This window comes from Paraburkholderia dipogonis (genome assembly GCF_042680985.1).
Classification (GTDB): Bacteria; Pseudomonadota; Gammaproteobacteria; order Burkholderiales; family Burkholderiaceae; genus Paraburkholderia; species Paraburkholderia phytofirmans.
The window spans coordinates 92617-110543 of the sequence record NZ_JBHUFR010000002.1 but is presented as its reverse complement, the minus strand read 5'-3'; the positions used below and the strand labels follow the sequence as shown (position 1 = coordinate 110543).

The 17927-nt window shown below is 63.2% G+C and carries 16 protein-coding genes; 7 read left to right on the top strand and 9 right to left on the bottom strand.

Annotation, left to right across the window (positions count from 1 at the left end):
• The first annotated feature begins 36 nt into the window (after positions 1-36).
• Positions 37-2001, top strand: a complete 1965-nt coding sequence (locus ACFSNN_RS02565) for a beta-galactosidase (protein WP_134463221.1) — start codon at positions 37-39, stop codon at positions 1999-2001.
• 124 nt (positions 2002-2125) lie between these two features.
• On the opposite strand, the gene ACFSNN_RS02560 is transcribed toward ACFSNN_RS02565, so the two are convergent.
• On the bottom strand, positions 2126-2452 hold the full coding sequence (locus ACFSNN_RS02560; protein WP_134463223.1) for a hypothetical protein: 327 nt from the start codon (positions 2450-2452) through the stop codon (positions 2126-2128).
• 224 nt (positions 2453-2676) lie between these two features.
• Between ACFSNN_RS02560 and ACFSNN_RS02555 the strand changes: the two genes are divergently transcribed.
• Entirely contained in the window at positions 2677-3894 is a 1218-nt protein-coding gene (locus tag ACFSNN_RS02555) for a Fic family protein (RefSeq protein WP_134463225.1), read from the top strand.
• A 79-nt stretch (positions 3895-3973) separates the two neighbouring features.
• Here ACFSNN_RS02555 and ACFSNN_RS02550 read toward each other — a convergent pair whose 3' ends face one another.
• From ACFSNN_RS02550 to ACFSNN_RS02535, 4 genes are all read right to left on the bottom strand, one after another.
• Positions 3974-5332 carry an MFS transporter gene (locus tag ACFSNN_RS02550; RefSeq protein WP_134463227.1) on the bottom strand — a complete coding sequence of 453 codons (1359 nt, stop codon included), beginning with the start codon at positions 5330-5332 and terminating at the stop codon, positions 3974-3976.
• Between the two features lie 75 nt (positions 5333-5407).
• Positions 5408-6628, bottom strand: coding sequence for a porin (locus ACFSNN_RS02545; protein WP_134463229.1), 1221 nt, complete (start codon positions 6626-6628; stop codon positions 5408-5410).
• A gap of 349 nt (positions 6629-6977) precedes the next feature.
• The gene (locus tag ACFSNN_RS02540; protein WP_106282531.1) at positions 6978-7322 is read right to left on the bottom strand and encodes a cupin domain-containing protein; all 345 of its coding nucleotides are present in this window, start codon (positions 7320-7322) and stop codon (positions 6978-6980) included.
• 85 nt (positions 7323-7407) lie between these two features.
• Complete coding sequence (locus ACFSNN_RS02535) at positions 7408-8490, bottom strand: tartrate dehydrogenase (RefSeq protein ID WP_134463231.1); 1083 nt, start codon at positions 8488-8490, stop codon at positions 7408-7410.
• A 146-nt stretch (positions 8491-8636) separates the two neighbouring features.
• Here ACFSNN_RS02535 and ACFSNN_RS02530 point away from each other — a divergent pair, with 146 nt between their 5' ends.
• Positions 8637-9545 (top strand): LysR substrate-binding domain-containing protein, encoded by a 909-nt coding sequence (locus ACFSNN_RS02530; protein WP_134463233.1) that lies wholly within the window; start codon positions 8637-8639, stop codon positions 9543-9545.
• Positions 9546-9653: 108 nt separating this feature from the next.
• On the opposite strand, the gene ACFSNN_RS02525 is transcribed toward ACFSNN_RS02530, so the two are convergent.
• The 4 genes from ACFSNN_RS02525 to ACFSNN_RS02510 form a co-directional block, all read right to left on the bottom strand.
• Complete coding sequence (locus ACFSNN_RS02525) at positions 9654-10151, bottom strand: Lrp/AsnC family transcriptional regulator (protein ID WP_012427936.1); 498 nt, start codon at positions 10149-10151, stop codon at positions 9654-9656.
• Positions 10152-10204: 53 nt separating this feature from the next.
• The gene (locus ACFSNN_RS02520; protein WP_134463235.1) at positions 10205-11602 is read right to left on the bottom strand and encodes an aspartate aminotransferase family protein; all 1398 of its coding nucleotides are present in this window, start codon (positions 11600-11602) and stop codon (positions 10205-10207) included.
• A 183-nt stretch (positions 11603-11785) separates the two neighbouring features.
• Complete coding sequence (locus tag ACFSNN_RS02515; RefSeq protein ID WP_134463237.1) at positions 11786-12712, bottom strand: 2-hydroxyacid dehydrogenase; 927 nt, start codon at positions 12710-12712, stop codon at positions 11786-11788.
• 6 nt (positions 12713-12718) lie between these two features.
• Complete coding sequence (locus ACFSNN_RS02510; RefSeq protein WP_134465579.1) at positions 12719-13591, bottom strand: GNAT family N-acetyltransferase; 873 nt, start codon at positions 13589-13591, stop codon at positions 12719-12721.
• Between the two features lie 290 nt (positions 13592-13881).
• On the opposite strand from ACFSNN_RS02510, the gene ACFSNN_RS02505 reads away from it, so the two are divergent.
• From ACFSNN_RS02505 to ACFSNN_RS02490, 4 genes are all read left to right on the top strand, one after another.
• Positions 13882-14184: a hypothetical protein gene (locus ACFSNN_RS02505; protein WP_134463239.1), complete on the top strand. Its 303-nt coding sequence runs from the start codon at positions 13882-13884 to the stop codon at positions 14182-14184.
• Between the two features lie 39 nt (positions 14185-14223).
• Positions 14224-14892 carry a haloacid dehalogenase type II gene (locus tag ACFSNN_RS02500; protein ID WP_134463241.1) on the top strand — a complete coding sequence of 223 codons (669 nt, stop codon included), beginning with the start codon at positions 14224-14226 and terminating at the stop codon, positions 14890-14892.
• A 43-nt stretch (positions 14893-14935) separates the two neighbouring features.
• The gene (locus ACFSNN_RS02495) at positions 14936-16210 is read left to right on the top strand and encodes an NAD(P)/FAD-dependent oxidoreductase (protein ID WP_134463243.1); all 1275 of its coding nucleotides are present in this window, start codon (positions 14936-14938) and stop codon (positions 16208-16210) included.
• A 79-nt stretch (positions 16211-16289) separates the two neighbouring features.
• A complete protein-coding gene (locus tag ACFSNN_RS02490) occupies positions 16290-17906 on the top strand; it encodes an ABC transporter substrate-binding protein (RefSeq protein WP_134463245.1) in 1617 nt (538 codons plus the stop codon).
• The last annotated feature ends 21 nt before the right edge of the window (positions 17907-17927 follow it).

Below are 17927 nucleotides of genomic sequence, written 5' to 3'. Positions count from 1 at the left end.
CGCCTGTTCGACGTCATCTAACAACGAGACTTTCTCATGCAACTTGGTGTCTGTTATTACCCGGAACAATGGCCGCGCACGATGTGGGCGGACGACGCGAAACGTATGGTCGAGCTCGGCATCACGCATGTGCGGATTGCCGAATTCGCGTGGAGCCGGATGGAGCCGCGCGCCGGCGAATTCGAGTGGGCATGGCTCGACGAAGCAGTCGCCACGCTGGCGGATGCAGGTCTGAAGCTCGTGCTCGGCACGCCGACCGCATCGCCGCCGAAGTGGCTGATCGACGCATACCCGGAAGTACTGCCGGTACGCGCCGACGGAACGCGCTGGAATTTCGGTTCGCGCCGTCACTACGATATATCCAGCGAAACCTATCGCCGCGAGTGCGTGCGATTCGTTACGGCGATGGCGCAGCGCTACGGACGTCATCCTTCCATCGTCGCGTGGCAGACCGATAACGAACTCGGCTGTCACGATACCGTGCCCAGCTATTCGCCTGCCGCGCTCGCGCACTTTCATGAATGGCTGCGGCGCCGCTACGAAACCGTCGAGGCGCTCAATAACGCGTGGGGCAACGTGTTCTGGAGCATGGAGTATCCGTTGTTCGAGGCGATCGGCTTGCCGACCCTCACGCCCACCGACGCCAATCCGATTCATCTGCTCGACTTCCGCCGCTTCATGTCGGACGAGGTGGCGAGTTTTCATCGCGAGCAGATCGATGTGTTGCGCGAGCATGCGCCGTCGGTGGATTTGCTCCACAACTTCATGGGCTTTTTCACGACCTTCGATCACTACCGCTTCGCCAGGGACAATGCGCTCGATGTCGCTGCGTGGGACAGCTATCCGATCGCACGCACCGAATCCATCGCGCTGCCCGACGAGCAGAAGGCGCGTTACGCGCGCACCGCGCATCCCGACGTTTCCGCGTTCGACCACGACCGCTATCGGGCGATCGGCGGCGGCCGTTTCTGGGTGATGGAGCAGCAAGCCGGTCCGGTCAACTGGGCGCCGTGGAATCCGGTGCCGGCGAAAGGTATGGTCCGGCTGTGGGCTTACGAGGCGTTCGCGCATGGCGCGGAACTGGTGTCGTATTTCCGCTGGCGTCAGTGTCCGTATGCGCAGGAGCAGATGCATTCGGGGCTCAATCTGCCGAACAACGAACTGTCGCCGGGCGGCCTCGAAGTGCAGCAGGCGGCGCGCGAGATTGCCGCTTGTGCCGCGCTATCGGAACTCAAAGCGCCTTCGCGTGCGTCTGTTGCGCTTGTATTCGACTACGAGACGCAATGGATGTTCGAGATTCAGCGTCATGGCAAGACCTTCGATTATCAGACGCTGGCGTTCGACTACTACGAATCGCTGCGCGAACTCGGGCTCGACGTGGATATCTTGTCGAGCCGTGCGGATCTGACGGGCTATGCGTTAGTGGTCGTGCCGAGCATCGCCGTGATCGACGAAGCGCTGGTTCATCAGATCGAGCGAAGTCAGGCGCAATGGGTTTTCGGCCCGCGCAGCGGCTCGAAAACCGACAGCTTCGCCATTCCGTCCACGCTGCCGCCCGGCGCCTTGCAACGCGTTCTGCCGATACAAGTGCTCGAAGTCGAAACGCTGCGGCCCACGCTGGCGCCCGCGGTGTCGATCGACGGCACGGACGGTGTGGCGATGCATTGGCGCGAGCACGTGCGGGCCAATGGCGGCACGCATATCGACGCGCAATTCGACGACACCTGGCCGGCCATTCTTTCGCACGGCAGGGTTCGCTATGTGGCGGGCTGGTTGTCGCATGCGTTGCATCGCTCGGTATTGCGGCAGGCGGCGCACGAGGCCGGGATCGAGACGCAGTTGTTGGCGGAAGGCTTGCGCATCCGGCGACGCGGCGATTTGACCTTTGCGTTCAATTTCGGCGCGGAGCCTGTGCATGCACCGTTGCCAGCTGACGCGACGTTCGTGCTCGGCAATGCGCTTTTGAGAACGGGCGACGTTTGCGCGTGGAAGGGCGCCTGAACCGGCTGGTCGATCGACCGCACCGATCCGGCAACGAGCAGAGTTGTCAGCGCATTGTCACGGCAAGGCGCTGACGTAGCAGGATGCGCCGCGCAAACGCTAGAGGCAGTTGCAAGCGCAGGCGCTATTGCCTGGACGTCTGCGCATTACGGTTCGCGCAATCCGACGTGAAGGCCATGCTGGCCTGATCCGGCGTCATGCGCGGCGCGTCCGGACTGTAGATCTTCTCGATGATGGCGCTGACCGCTTGCCGGTCGGCCGCATCCTTGTAGTACTTGGCCGCCTGATCAAGCGCTTGAGCCTTGGTCTTCTTGTGCGCGCGCCACGAAGCGACCTGCCCGGCGATGTCGCCGATGGCAAAACATTGATCGCTGACGGTTTGCGCCACGGCTTGAACGGCCGGCTGCGCGAGGCACGCCGCAAGCAGCGCGGATACGACTACGCGTTTCATTCCCTGAATCCTGTGGTTAGATGGGCACGGGCCAACAAGCGCGTAGTTTATCGGGAAAGCCGCGACTGCCTTGCTGTCAAGGGCAACAGCTTCATGCCGGATTCAGTCTCGGAATCACCTGCAACCGACCGTTCTGCGTAGTGGGAGGTTAATCGACTCATGTTTTGAGTCGATTAAGTACGCATTCGACTCACTTCTGGCTATAATTCAAATCGACTCATAATATGAGTCGATTGGAACCCGTAATCGCCTCAAACCCATCCAGCACCATGACGCCAAGCCCATCCTTCATCTGGCAAGTCCCCACGTGGCCCGGCATGCACTATGACGTTGTCCGCATCGGGGGCGAGTTGGCCCGCGCACACAGGAGTCAGGGAGTCATTGAAGGCCAGTTGGCAGGTCTTGGTTTTGAACGGCGCCTTGAACTCGCCGCCGAGGCCTGGAGCCAGGATGCCGTCGCGACAGCCGCTATCGAGGGCGAACGCATCGCCCTCACGGCAGTGCGTTCGTCCGTCGCGCGGCGACTGGGCGTCGGGAATCAGGACGGCCCCGACGCGCCCCGAAGCGTCGAAGGCCTGCTGGACATCATGGATGACGCGGTGCGGCAGCGCGCAGCGCCGCTCACACACGAGCGCTTGTGCGCCTGGCAGGCCGCGCTCTTTCCGACCGGCTACTCAGGCATGACCAGAATTCTTGTCGGTGCCTACCGCGAGCATGCCGAGCCGATGCAAATCGTCAGCGGGCGCCAGGGCCGCGAAAGGGTTCACTATGAGGCTCCATCGTCGGCTGACGTCCCGGCTCAAATGCAGACGTTCCTGGAGTGGTTCAACGCATCGACCGAACATGACAGTCTGGTCAAGGCGGCACTCGCTCACCTGTGGTTCGAGACCATTCATCCCTTTGAGGACGGGAATGGCCGCATCGGTCGAGTCCTGATCGATCTTGTGCTGGCGCGCGACAGCGGTGAAGTCAGTCGTTTGATTCGTACATCGCAGCGCTTGCTTGACAGGCGGCGCGACTACTACGAGCAACTCGAGCGCGCCCAGCACGGCGACCTGGATGTGACCGAATGGGTTCTGTGGTTCGTGGAGCAGGTGCGAGTGTCTTGCGAAGAAGCGTCCAGCGTCGTGGACTCAGCGCTCGCCAAAACCATTTTCTGGGTGAGCCATGAGGACAAAGTGCTTACTCCGCGACAGCGCAAAGTCGTCAACCTTCTGCTCGATGCAGGTCCGAATGGTTTTGAAGGGGGCATGAATACGCGAAAGTACGAGAGCGTCGGCAGCACCTCGCGAGCCACGGCGTCACGCGAACTCATCGAACTCGAGGATATGGGGCTGCTGTGCAAGGTTGGCGGCGGTCGCTCAACGCGCTATTACCTCAACATTCCGGGGTGGGGGCCGGCGGACCAGGCCACCAGCGACGCCCTCTCTCAAGACGGCTGACGAGGCAGTTCGAAGCCCCATCAGATCTCCAACGCCGCCGCTCCCGGCAGGCGGCGACCATCGCCGCCTCTTTACCCGCTCAATGCCCGAACGACTCCGTCTTCGGCGCGCCCACATTCGCCACATGCGGCCGCGCCGCCTGCTTGATCAGCAACGCCACGCACGAAAGCAGACCCGCCACCGCGATCATCGCGAAGATGCCCGCGAACGAAAAGTGCCGCCGCGTCAGTTCGGCCACGAGGAACGAGCCGGCAATCCCGCCGAAGCGCCCAATGCCGAGCATCCACGCCACGCCGGTGCCGCGGCCTTCGGTCGGGTAGAACGCGGCGGCGAGTGCCGGCATCGACGACTGCGCGGTATTCATCAACACGCCCGCGACGAACACGATGAACACCAGCGCGCCCACGTTGCCCACCGCCTGGCCGATGAAGTACACGCTCACCGCCGTCAACGCGTAGCAAGCCGCGATGATGCGGTTCGCGTTGAAGCGGTCCATCAGCACGCCGCACAGCACGGCGCCCACCCCGCCGAGCGGGAACAGCGCGGAAATCAGCGTCGCGCGCTGTGGCGTGAGGCCGGCGTCCTTCAGCAGAATCGGCATCCAGTTGATCGACGCGTAGAAGATCACGAGGCCCATGAAATAGGCGATCCACAGCATCACCGAACCGATGATGTACGAGCGCGACAGCACCACCGCCATGCCCTTGCCGCCGGTTTGCGGCGCGGTTTCGGTCATGACGAAGCTGCCCGCTTGCGCGGCTTCGCTCGAAATGCGCGCGAGCGCCGCGCGAATCCGTTCGACCGGCTTGTTATTGGCCACCATGTAGCGCACCGATTCCGGCATCTTGATCGCGAGCACGACCAGAAGCAGAAGCGGCGTGATGCCGCCGAGCAGCAGCACGCTGCGCCAGCCGAAATGCGGAATCATCCACGCCGCGAGGAAACCGCCGAACGCGGCGCCGAGCGGGAAGCCGCAGAACATCAGGTTGATCACCGTCGCCCGACGGCGGTCCGGGCAGTATTCGCCCATCATCGTCACGGCGTTCGGCATGGCCGCGCCGAGACCGACGCCGGTGATGAAGCGCAGTGTCGTCAGTTGTTCGATGCTGGTCGAGAAGGCGGAGCCGAGGCACGCCACGCCGAACAGCAGCACTGAGCCGAGCAGCAGCGAACGTCGCCCGAGCCGGTCGGATAGCGGTCCCGAACCGAGCGCGCCGCAGGCAAGGCCGAACAGCGCCGCGCTCAGCACGGGCGCGAGCGCCGGCCGGGTGATGCCCCATTCGGCGATCAGCGAAGGCGCGATGAAGCCGATCGCGGCCGTGTCGAAGCCGTCCAGCAGGACGATGATGAAACACATGAAGAACACGAGCCACTGGAACGGCGAAAACGGGTGCTCGTTGATAAAGGTCTGAACGTTCACAGCGGTGCTGCGGTTCATGATGGTCTCCTCACTGCTGAATACGGAAAGGCTCGTGAGAACGAGCCTTTTCTTTTTATACGATCGAACGCCGTTTTAGAAGCGGTGCACGATGCCCACGCCGGCGGCGAACTGGCTGCGCGACGACGACGGCGCGCTCTGGAAGCCGTCGCCGATGGTTGCCGTCGCGCTGATGATGTGGCCCGAGCCCGCAGTGCCCAGCGTGTTGCCGTTGGTGCGCTGGAACGCCTGCAACGCATAGAGTCCGGTGCGCTTCGACAACGAATAGTACTCGGACAGGTTGACCTGCTGGTACTGCGCCGAACTCGTGATGCCGTTCGCCTTGGTGGCGCGCGTGTAGCTGTAGCCGGTCGCGAAGTCCCACGAAACGGTCGGCTTCCAGTGCAGCACGACACCGCCCGTATTGAAGATCGCCGTATCGCGGAAGCTCGAGCCGACACCCGGAATGTACTGCACGTTCGAGTAGGCCGCGGACACGTCCCAGCCACCGCCGAAGTTGTAGCCGCCGGTCACGGCAAAGCGCTGCTGCGCCTGCGCCGTTTGATAGCCGTTGGTCACGGCCGACACGCCCGGTTGCGCGCCGTTGTTCGACACGGTCGAATCCGCGCCGTATGCGCCGCCGCCGAGCGTCGAGTTGTTGATGCGCATGAAGCCGACCGCGAGTCCGACCGGACCCTGGATGTACTGCACCGCGCCGCTCCAGGTCGAGCCGCGGTTCAGGCTGCCCGGCACGCCGCCGAGCGAGTACGAACCGCTGAACGTGAAGCCGTACAGTTTCGGCGACGTATAGACCAGCGAGTTGTTCGCGCGGTAAATCGTATCGAGCGCGTCGACGTCGCCCGCGTGCGCGCCGTAGAAGCCGGTGAGCCACGTGGTCGGGCTATACGGCGACAACATCGAGTAGTACGCCGTGTACTGGCGGCCGGCCTGCAACGTGCCGTAAGTCGGATTCGTCACGCCGACCCATGCCTGGCGGCCGAACATCGCGTTCGTGTATTGCTGTGCGCCGGTGGCGGAGTTGAAACCCGACTCCAACTGGAAGATGGCCTTGGTGCCGGCGCCCAGATCTTCCGCGCCCTTCAGGCCGAAGCGGCTGCCGGCCCACACGCCGTTGATCATATTCACTTTGGACTTGCCGCCGGAGGTCGAACCGAGCGAGGGCGCCTGGCTGCTTTGATAGCCGATACCCGTGTCCACGATACCGTACAGCGTCACGCTGCTTTGCGCGAAAACCGGTGCGCTGGCCAGAGCGGCGATCGCGCAGGCGAGCCGGGTCATAGTGATATTGCGATTCATGAGGTGTTTTCCAATTCGACCTGCCGGAACCGCGTCGGCAGTCCCAGCGAGGCGGTCGTCGTTAATTCTTCTGTGCGAGATGTTCGTATGTAGAACGGTGATTCTTTATGCGAACAGGTCCGCACTGTAAGTAATACGATGACGACGGGTCAACGCGGGATTACCCGACTCTGTTGCAGATGCACATCGGTTGGAAGAGGGCGCTGGACAGCGCGAACGATCAGAGTGGCCGCGGCGCATCGCGGTGCGCCGGGATGAGATGGGATTGGTATGCGGGGTGAGCGCCGGCCTGACGGGCACCGCATGGTGCGGCGCGGCGCAGCGCTCGTGATGATGCGCGACGCGGCGCTCAGAAGATGACGTAGACCTTGCGCATGGTTTCCTCGACTTCCCAAAGCCCTTCGGTATTGGCTTCGAAGAAGAGGGTGTCGCCGCTTTGAAAGTGAATGGTTTCCTCGTTATCGGGCGTGAAGCGTCCGCGTCCCGCAATGAAGTGCATCACTTCGGCTTGCTTGATCGAGCGGCGATACGTGCCGGCGGTGCATTCGAAGATGCCCGTATCGACGGCTTCGCTGCCCTTGATAACGCGTTGCACGCCCGACACCTGAATCGGCGTCGTGCCGGGCAATCCAACCTTGCCCCAGTCTTCCAGATTCTGCAGATTCACGCTTTGCTTGAGCTGCTGTACCTTCATTGTCACGTTACCTTTTGAGTGTTGGACCAGCCGATCACCGCGCCGGCCCCGGCGAAAATCTCGAGACCCGCGGTGAACGAAAGACTCAGGCGAGTCTTGCCGCGATCGCCTGGCCGACTTCGGTGGTGTTCGCCTTGCCGCCGAGGTCGCCGGTGTGCGGGCCTTCCACCAGCGTCGCTTCGATGGCGGCAAGAATCGCGTCGTGCGCCTCGCGCTCCTTGCCCTCGTGATTGCCGAGGAAGTCGAGCATCATCGCGGCCGACCAGATCATCGCGATCGGATTGGCGATGTTCTTGCCGGCGATATCCGGCGCCGAACCGTGCACCGGTTCGAACAGTGAAGGAAACTTGCGGTCCGGATTCAGATTGCCCGACGGCGCAAGACCGATCGTGCCGGTGCAGGCGGGGCCGAGGTCGGACAGAATGTCGCCGAACAGATTGGTGGCCACCACCACGTCGAAGCGATCCGGGCTCAGCACGAAGCGCGCGCAGAGAATGTCGATGTGTTGCTTGTCCCACGTCACGTCCGGATACTGCGCCGCGATGCCGGCCGCGACCTTGTCCCACCACGGCATGCTGATCGCGATGCCATTGCTCTTGGTCGCCACGGTGATCTTCTTGCGCTCGCGCCGTTGCGCGAGATCGAACGCGAACTTCAGCACGCGCTCGCTGCCGTGCCGCGTGAAGACGGATTCCTGCAGCGCGAATTCGCGCTCCGTGCCTTCGAACATCACGCCACCCACCGACGAGTACTCGCCCTCGGTGTTCTCACGCACGATCCAGAAGTCGATGTCGCCCGCCTTGCGGCCCGCGAGCGGCGAAGGCACGCCGGCAAAGAGGCGCGCCGGGCGCAGGTTGATGTACTGGTCGAATTCGCGGCGGAACTTCAGCAGCGAGCCCCACAGCGAAATATGGTCGGGCACCGTGTCGGGCCAGCCGACCGCGCCGAACAGGATCGCGTCCGCCGATTGCAGCTGCGCTTTCCAGTCGTCCGGCATCATCTTGCCGTGCTTCGCGTAGTAGTCGCAGCTCGCCCACTCAATGTGCTGATACTCCAGCTCGATGCCGAAGCGCGTTTTCACCGCCTCCAGCACGCGAATGGCTTCCGGCATGACTTCGACGCCGATGCCGTCGCCGGGAATGACTGCGATCCGATATTTCTTCGACATGTTGTGCTCCTCCGCTTGGGTCTGTTGGGGCTTCTGGACGATTCGACAACGGTTATTTTATTCCTGCCGTTTGAGACTAAAATGGTCGCTTTAGTTAAGCCACTGTGCACGATTCGTGTACAAACTCAAGTGCGAGCAATCGACCCATGAACGTCATTCCCTCACTCGATCTCGGCGATTTGCGCGTGTTCTGCGAAGTGGCGCGCAAGTCCAGTTTCAGCGCGGCGGCGGAGGCCCTGTCGGTGTCCGCGGCCTACGTCAGCAAACGCATCAACGTGCTCGAGACTACGCTCGGTACGCGTTTATTGCACCGTTCCACGCGCCGGGTGGCGATCACCGAAGCGGGTGAGCGCGTCTACACATGGGCCGAAAAGATTCTCGACGACGTCGATCAACTCGTGGAAGACGTCTCCACCACGCGCCGCATTCCCGGCGGCAAGCTGCGCATTTCCAGCAGCTTCGGCTTTGGGCGGCGCTTCGTCGCGCCCGCGCTCGCACGCTTTTCCGAGCGCTATCCGCAACTGAGCGTGCGGCTCGATCTGTTCGACCGTCTCGTCGATGTCGGCGGCGAAGGCTTCGACCTCGACGTGCGCATCGGCGACGAGATCGCGCCGCATCTGATCGCGCGGCGGCTTGCGTCGAATCATCGCGTGTTGTGCGCTTCGCCCGAGTACATCGCGCGGCATGGCGCGCCGCGCCAGCTTGCCGAGCTGTCCTCGCATGCGTGTCTCGCGATCAAGGAGCGCGACCATCCGTTCGGTCTGTGGCGTCTGACGATGCGCGGCGAGACCGTATCGATCAAGGTCACGGGACCGTTGTCGACCAATCACGGCGAAGTGGCGGTGGAGTGGGCGCTGGCTGGACGCGGCATCGTGCTGCGTTCCATGTGGGACGTGCGGCCGCTGCTTGAAAGCGGGCAACTGCAGCAGGTGCTGCCCGAGGTCACGCAACCGGCGAATCTATGGGCGGTGTATCCGGCGCGGCTCGCGCAATCGGCGAAGGTGCGGGTCTGCGTGGACTTTCTGAGCGAGGAATTCGCGCAGGGGAATGCGTGAGGCGACGATGCGGCCGGCGTGAACATGGCCGGTGTTGCCGAACGTTAAGCGTTGAATACTGAACGTTGAACGACGCCAAGTTCCGGCCGATCAGAAACAAGCCGACGCCTAATGATGATTCTGCGAGAACAGCGTTTCGAGCGGGTAATGGCTCTTCACGAACGGCGACTTGATGATCACGTAGCTGAAGTACTTCTCGATGCCGATATCGCGTTCCAGCAGTCCTTCCACGATGCTCTGGTAGTGGCTCACACTGCGCGTGACGAACTTCAGCAGGTAGTCATAGCCGCCGCTCGCCAGATGGCACTCGACAATCTCGTCGACGTTGCGAATCGCATTCACGAACTTGATGAAGTCTTCCCGCCGATGATCGGCGAGCGTGACTTCAGTGAAAACGATCTGCACGTCGCCGAGCTTTTCGAGCTGGATCTGCGCACCGTAGCCGATGATGTAGCCGGCTTTCTCCAGACGCTTGACGCGGATCAGGCAAGGACTGGGCGACAGCCCGACCGCGTCGGCAAGCTCGACGTTGGTTATGCGGCCTTTCTTCTGCAATTGGGAAAGTATGCGCAGGTCAATTCTGTCTAGCTTGCAGTCGCTGCTCATCGTAACGTTGTCGCTCCGGCGATCGGTGTGTGGGACTGGGATGGCCCTCTACTCTAGCATGCGGTGGCATGAGTTTTGACCTTCAACGCGGCGCGCACATCGGCTTGTGCGAGTACGTCGTCGAGCGTCTTTTCGAGCCGTTCGAACATCAGGTCGAACTCGGCCTCGGTGTACGAGAGCGCCGGTGCGAAGCCGAGGATGTTGTCGCCGAAAGCACGGAAAACCAGGCGGTTTTCATAAGCGGCGGCGGCGATCCGTTCGGACAGTTTCAACGCCGGGTCGAAGCCCGCCTTGCTGTCTTTGTCGGCGACGAGTTCGAGCGCGCCGAGCAGGCCACGGTGGCGCGAGTCGCCCACCAGCGGATGCGCGAGCAGCGCGTCGAGGCCGCGCGCGAAGCGCGGCGCGCGCGCCACGCCGTTCGCGAGCAGGCCGCCTTCGTGATACAGGCGCAGCACTTCGAGGCCGATCGCCGCGCTCACCGGATGCGCCGAATACGTATGGCCATGGCCGACCACTGCTTCGGCGTCGCCGTCGGCAATGCCCTGATAGATTTCATCCGACATCAGCACGGCGCCCATCGGCGCATAGCCCGCGGTCAGGCCTTTGGCCACCGTCATCAGATCCGGCTCGACGTCTTCGCCCTGGCAGGCAAACAGCGGACCCGTGCGGCCGAAACCGGTGATCACTTCGTCGGCGACGAACAGAATGCCCAGCTTACGGCAGCTTTCGCGCATGGCCTTGAGCCAGCCGGCCGGCGGCACGATCACGCCACCCGAGCCCTGAATCGGTTCGCAGAAAAACGCGGCGACGTTGTCGGCGCCGAGCTCGGCCACCTTCGCTTCGAGCGCGGCCACCGAGGCGGCGATCAGCGCGGCGTCGTCGGCGAAATCGTTGCGGTACGCGTACGGCGACGGCAGATGATGCTGGCTCGGCAGCGGCAGATCGAAGTTGCGGTGGAACGCGGGTAGCGCGGTGAGGCCGGCGCCGACCGCCGACGAGCCATGGTAGCCGCGTTGCAGCGCGATGATGTGCTTCTTCGACGGCCGCCCCGTGGCGTTGAAGTAGTGCGTGATGAACCGCAGCGCCGAATCGACCGCGTCCGAGCCGCCGAGCGTGAAGTACACGTGTTGCAGCGAAGCGGGCGATACCTCGACGAGCTTCTGCGCGAGTTCGATGGCCGGCTCCGAGCCGAAATGAAAATAGCCGGTCGCGTAGGGCAGCTTCTGCATCTGCGCGGTGGCGGCGTCGACAATGCTCTGCTGGCCGTAGCCGACGTTCACGCACCAGAGTCCGGAAAACGCGTCGAGCAGTTCGTTGCCGGCCGCGTCGCGCAGAAACGCGCCGCTGGCGGATTCGAGAACGGTGACGCCGCGTGCTTCGTGCGCGCGGTAGTTGATGACCGGGTGAATCAGATGCTTGCGGTCGGCTTCGATGAGCGATTGAATCGGCATGATGGTTTCTCGTCGCGGAAAGGGGCTGTTGACGGTTCCATACTACTGACCAGCGACGATCGCCTGCTCACCTAAACAATTGCCTGAAAAGCGCGCACGACGCGTTTTGATGCACGGTCTTGGCATTTTCTGCTGCGGGCGCTGAAAAGCCGCGCCGAGCGGGCGTTTCAAGCGGTGCCGCCCTCAATAGCCTTGCGCGCGGTCGACCTGGCCGAGCATCGGCAAGCCTTCGCGATGACGGCGCAGGTTCTCCAGCACCACGTCGACGGCGGATTCGGGCCGCGTCGCGCTGGCGATATGCGGCGTGATGCGCACGCGTGGATGCGTCCACAACGGATGACCCGCGGGCAGCGGCTCGGGATCGGTCACGTCGAGAATGGCGTTGCGCAACTGGCCGCTTTCGAGCGCGGCCAGCAGATCCTGCTGATTCAGATGCGGACCGCGTCCCGTTTGAATCAGCGACGCGCCGCGCGGCAGCTTCGCGAACAATTGCGCGTCGAGCAGCCCGCGCGTGGCGGGCGTGAGCGGCAGCAGGCAGATAAGGATATCGGTGCGCGCAAGAAACGCATCCAGCGCGCTTTCGCCCGCGTAACACGCCACGCCTTCGATCTCACGCGGAGACCGGCTCCATCCCGCACAGTCGAAGCCGAACAGCCGCAGCTTTTCCAGCACGGCCGTGCCCAACACGCCGAGCCCAAGCACGCCGACGCGGCGCTGGCTGGCGGGCTTGAGCGGCAACTCGCGCCAGACCTGCTGCTGTTGCTGAAGACCGTAGTCGAACAGATCGCGATGAATCGTCAGCACGGCCTGCGTGACGTATTCGACCATGCCCTCGACGATCCCCGGTTCGATCATCCGCACGACGGGCACATGCTCCGGCACGCCCGACAGGTCGAACTGATCGATGCCGGCGCCCACCGAGAACACGACCTCCAGATTAGGAAAGGTGCGAGTCGGATCTTCCGGCGGCTGCCAGGCGGCGAGATAGCGGATCGCGGCCGGGTCGCCGAGATCGGGCCAGATATGAAACGGCAGCTCGGGCGCTTTCTGCGCAAAGAGTTTCGCCCACTGCGCGCCGCGCGCCGGGTCGGCTTTATAGAGGAAGGCCATGAGGAGTTAGAGGATCGCCTGGTTGATGATGCCGTATTGCAGGTAGTGCGCGTCCTGGGCGCCGTTCGCGGGCTCGCCCGGCGTGGCGGGGCGGACCATTTTGATCACCGTGTCCACGCGCGGCAAGCCCAACTGTTCCAGCCAATCCGTGAGGCCGCTTTCGCCCGGCGTGTCGATACGCACGAACACGCCTTCGTTCAGCGCCAGCCAGTGGCTGATGAGCGCCTTGGCGCGGGCTGAATCTTCCGAGGCGGGCGCGACGACCGGACCGATCGCAAAGCCGCGTCCGAAGCGGCGAAACAGCGCGAAGCCGATCAGTTCGCCGTCGCGGTCGAGCGCGATGCCGTCGGCGGTGCCAAGCAGCGCGGGCAAGACTTCGGCGCGATCCAGACCGCTGGCCCGCGAAGCCAGTTCGACCAGCCGCGCCGTGTCGCTCGAACCGAGCGGGCGCAAACGTTCGCCTGGCGGCAGCGATACGAGCGGCGGCTGGAACGCCGCGCCCTGGTGCTGATCGAGCGTGCCGGCCGCGCGAAAGCCGAGCTTTTCATAGAGCGGCTGGCCGGCGGGGGTGGCGTGCAGGAAGGTCACGCGGCCGCCCACTTCTTCGAGCACCAGCTCCATCAGCTTCCTGCCGATGCCGCGCCCTTGCTGCGCCGGCGACACGATCACCATGCCGAGCGAGGCACGCTCAGCGCCATATTTCCAGCACAGGGCGGTGCCGATCACGCCGCTCGCGTCTTGCGCGACGAAACCCACGCCCAGCTGTACGACGAATCTCCAGTCGTCCGTGCGATGCGGCCATTTGAGTTCGGCCGTCAACGCGTGCGCGGCGGCGATGTCGTCGAGGGTGAAGCGTCTATAGGTAATCGAATCGGTTATCGAATCGGACACGCCGTACTCCCTGATTGACTGAAGGCTTACGCCGTCACTGTGTCATCCGGTGCGCGGTGTGACTAGGACGATCTTTCTATCGCGACCCGGGGAAAGGGCCGCCTCGAAATTCGATGCAAAACGCCAGGTCTGGGCGCGCATTACAGGTGGGTTCTGCTGCGCGGCGATTTTTGTCGGCGACATATGCCACGCCTGCGGCTCTACGATTTTGTCATGGCGGAAGCATTCACGAAGCGCACCGCACGAACCACCAGCCGGTCATACAGGAAACCTTGCTCATGGAGAGCTTCAATCTGGACGACGTCGCGGTTCGCAGCGGACTTGGCATCGGCGGGGAATATGTCGAGGGGGGCGAGCGCCGCAGCGCGGCTGAACACCCGACGCGCGCCCGACGCACGCCCGGTATCCCAGCCGCAAACCCAGTATGGGCAAGGCTTTCAGCCCGATCGCCGCATTCTGTGCTGTCAGCGGCCTCAAAACGCATGATTTGTGTCACCAGCAATGCGTTAATCAGGGACATCTATGTTTTTGCGCTGATTAAATCTTTAACAGGGATGAGCAATCACTGTTTTCGCCAATGAGCTCCCATAGCGGGTTCACCAACACGATAGGACTGCACCATGATCGAATTCGAACCGAAATACATCACCTTCGACTGCTACGGCACGCTGACGAAATTCCGCATGGCCGAGATGACGCGCGAACTGTACGGCCACCTGCTCAACGGTGAGGACTTGGAAAAGCTCATTGCGTTCTACTCGGGCTATCGTCGCGACGAAGTGCTCGGCGCATGGAAGCCGTACCGGGATGTGGTGGTCAATGCGCTGCGCCGCGCGTGCAAGCGCATGAACGTCGAATTCAACGAAGCGGGCGCCCAGAGCATCTATGACGCCGTGCCGACGTGGGGTCCGCATCCGGACGTGCCGGAAGGTGTCGCCCGCCTCGCGAAGAAGTACAAGCTGGTGATTCTCTCGAACGCTTCGAACAACCAGATCCAGAGCAACGTCGACAAGCTCGGCGCGCCGTTCTATAAAGTCTTCACGGCGGAGCAGGCGCAGTCGTACAAGCCGCGCATGCAAGGCTTCGAGTACATGTTCGATCAACTGAACTGCAATCCGGAAGACGTGCTGCACGTGTCGTCGAGCCTGCGCTACGACCTGATGACCGCGCACGACATGGGCATCAAGCACAAGGCCTTCGTCAAGCGCGGCCACGAACCGTCGACGCCGTACTACCAGTACTACGAGGTCAACGACATTCCGCATCTGGCTTCGGAACTCGGCCTGTAAGCGCCGGATTTCACGCTCATTGCCCATCTCAAGGACAGACCGGATGAAGCTCGATTCCTACTGGCTCGACACCGCGCCGCCCCTGCTTTCGGCGAGCGAGGGTCCGCTCGACGGCCAGACCGACGTGGTGGTGATCGGCGGCGGCTTCACCGGACTCTCGGCGGCGCAAGCGTTGGGCAAGCGCGGCGCCGCGGTGACCGTGCTCGACGCGGGCCGCATCGGCGGCGGCGCGTCCGGGCGTAACGGCGGGCAGGTCAATACCGGCGTGGCGCAGGACTTCGTCGCGCTGGTCGCGCAACTCGGTGTGGAGCGCGCGAGCGCCTGCTACCGCGCGTTTTCGGATGCGGTCGACACGGTCGAGCGTCTGATTCGCGAGGAGAACATCGACTGCAATTACATCGCGACCGGCAAGCTGAAGCTGGCCTCCAAGCCGCATCACCTTGCGCATCTGGAAAAGACGGCGGAGGCGATTCGCCGTGAAGTCGATACGGATATCGAACTAATCGACCGCAGCCGTATCCGCAGCGAAATCCAGTCCGACAGTTTTCACGGCGGGTTGCTGCAACGGCATGGCGGCCAGATGCACATGGGCAAGTTCACGGTCGGTCTCGCCGAGGCCGCGGTGCGTCGCGGCGCGAAGCTGTACGAAAACGCGGCGGTCACCGCCATCGCCAAAGACGGCAGCGGCTTTCGCATTACCACGGCGCGCGGCGAAGTGCGGGCGAAGCAGGTGCTGATCGCGACCGGTCCGTCGCGGCACGGTCCGTTCGGCTGGTATCGGCGGCGCCTCGCGCCGGTCGGTTCGTTCATCGTGGTGACGGAGCCCCTGTCGCCCGAGCTGCTGGCGCAAGTGTTTCCGAACCGGCGCGCGTACACGACCACGCGTTTGATGCACAACTACTTCCGCGTGACGCCCGATTCGCGCTTGCTGTTCGGCGGCCGCGCGCGCTTCACGGCGTCCGAACGCCCGTCGGATGCGAAGAGCGGACGCATTTTGCAGGAAGGCCTCGCCGCGATGTTCCCGACGCTCGCGAGCGCGCGCATCGACTATTGCTGGGGCGGTCTGGTGGATATGAGCGCCGACCGTCTGCCGCATGCCGGGCAGCACGACGGCATCTATTTCTCGATGGGTTACAGCGGCCACGGCACGCAGATGTCGACGCACATGGGCCAGGTGATGGCCGACGTGATGGACGGCCACGAAGACAAGAACCCGTGGCGCGAGTCGGAGTGGCCCGCGATTCCCGGCCATACCGGCAAGCCCTGGTTCCTGCCGCTGGTGGGTACGTACTACCGTATCAAAGACATTTTTTATTGATCGTTTGTTGTTCGATTGGCAATTAAAACCACGCAGCCAGGTCTGCTCACCCTCACTGTTACCCTCGCGGAGAAGTTCGATGAATAAGGAAAACTCGCAACATGACGCTCTTCATCTCGGCAGCGAGCTGGAGCGGTTGACCGCCAAAGGTGCGTCGCGGCGCGGTGTGCTGCGCGCGATGGCCGCAGCGGGGATGATGTCGGTGACGGGCGCCGGCCTGCTGACCGCGAGTGGTGAGGCGCTGGCGCAAGCTACGCCCAGGCAGGGCGGCAAGATCCGCGTGGCGACGCAGTCCGCCTCCGCGGCCGATACGCTCGATCCCGCGAAGGGCGCGCTCGGCACCGACTACGCTCGTGGCTTCATGTTCTACAACTGCCTGACCGAACTCGACTCGCATCTCGGCGCGAAGATGTCGCTGGCGACCTCGCTCGATACGAAAGACGCCACCGTGTGGGTCGTCAAGCTGCGCAATGGCGTGCAGTTCCACGACGGCAAAGCGCTCGCGCCGGCGGACGTGGTCTATTCGATCATGCGCCACAAGGACCCGGCCACGGCCTCGAAGGCGAAGACGCTCGCCGATCAGATCAAGGAAGTGAAGGCCACGGGCCCGAACGAAGTGACGATCACGCTGGTCGGTCCGAACGCCGATCTGCCGGTGATCCTTGCCACCTCGCATTTCCAGATCATCAAGGACGGCACCAAGGATTTCAAAACGGCGATCGGCACTGGCCCGTTCAAGGTCAAGGAATTCTCGCCGGGCGTGCGCACGGTCGGCGTGAGGAACGAGAAGTACTGGAAGCCGGGCCTGCCGCACCTCGACGAAGTCGAACTGATCGGCATCGGCGACGAATCGGCGCGCGTAAACGCGCTGCTTTCCGGCGACGTGCAACTGATCAACGCGGTGAGCCCGCGTTCGACCACGCAGATCAAGGCCGCGAGCGGCTTCTCGGTGCTGGAGACGAAGAGCGGCGTGTACACCGACCTGATCGTGCGCGACGAAGGCGGCATTACCGGCAACGACGATTTCCGTCGCGGCATGATGTACCTGCAGGACCGCGAGCAGATGCGCCGCGCGATCTTCCAGGGTTACGGCACCATCGGCAACGATCAGCCTATCGATCCGACCAACAAGTACTACCTCGCCGGCTTGCCGCAGCGCGCCTTCGATCCGGACAAAGCGAAGTTCCATTTCCAGAAAGCCAAGGTGGGCAGCGCGCCGATCCAGATTTTCGCGTCGCCGGCGGCGGAAGGCTCGGTTGAAATGGCCATGTTCCTTCAGCAGGTCGCGCCGCAAGCCGGTCTGAATCTGCAGGTGTCGCGCGTACCGGCCGACGGTTACTGGTCGAACCACTGGATGAAGCATCCGTTGGGTTTCGGCAATATCAACGCGCGGCCGAGCGCCGACGTGATCTTTACGCAGTTCTTCAAGTCGGACGCACCGTGGAACGAGGCGAACTGGAAGAGTCCGAAATTCGACCAGTTGCTGCTGCAGGCACGCGGCGAACCGGACGACGCCAAGCGCAAGCAGTTGTACGGTGACATGCAGGTGCTGGTGCACGACACGGGCGGCGTCGGCATTCCGATGTTCCAGAGTTCGCTCGACGCGTACCCGAACAAGCTCAAGGGCCTTGGTTCCATTCCTCTCGCCGGATTGATGGGCTACATGTTCGCGGAAAACGTCTGGCTCGAAGCCTGAACTCGACCGGGGGCACGCCCT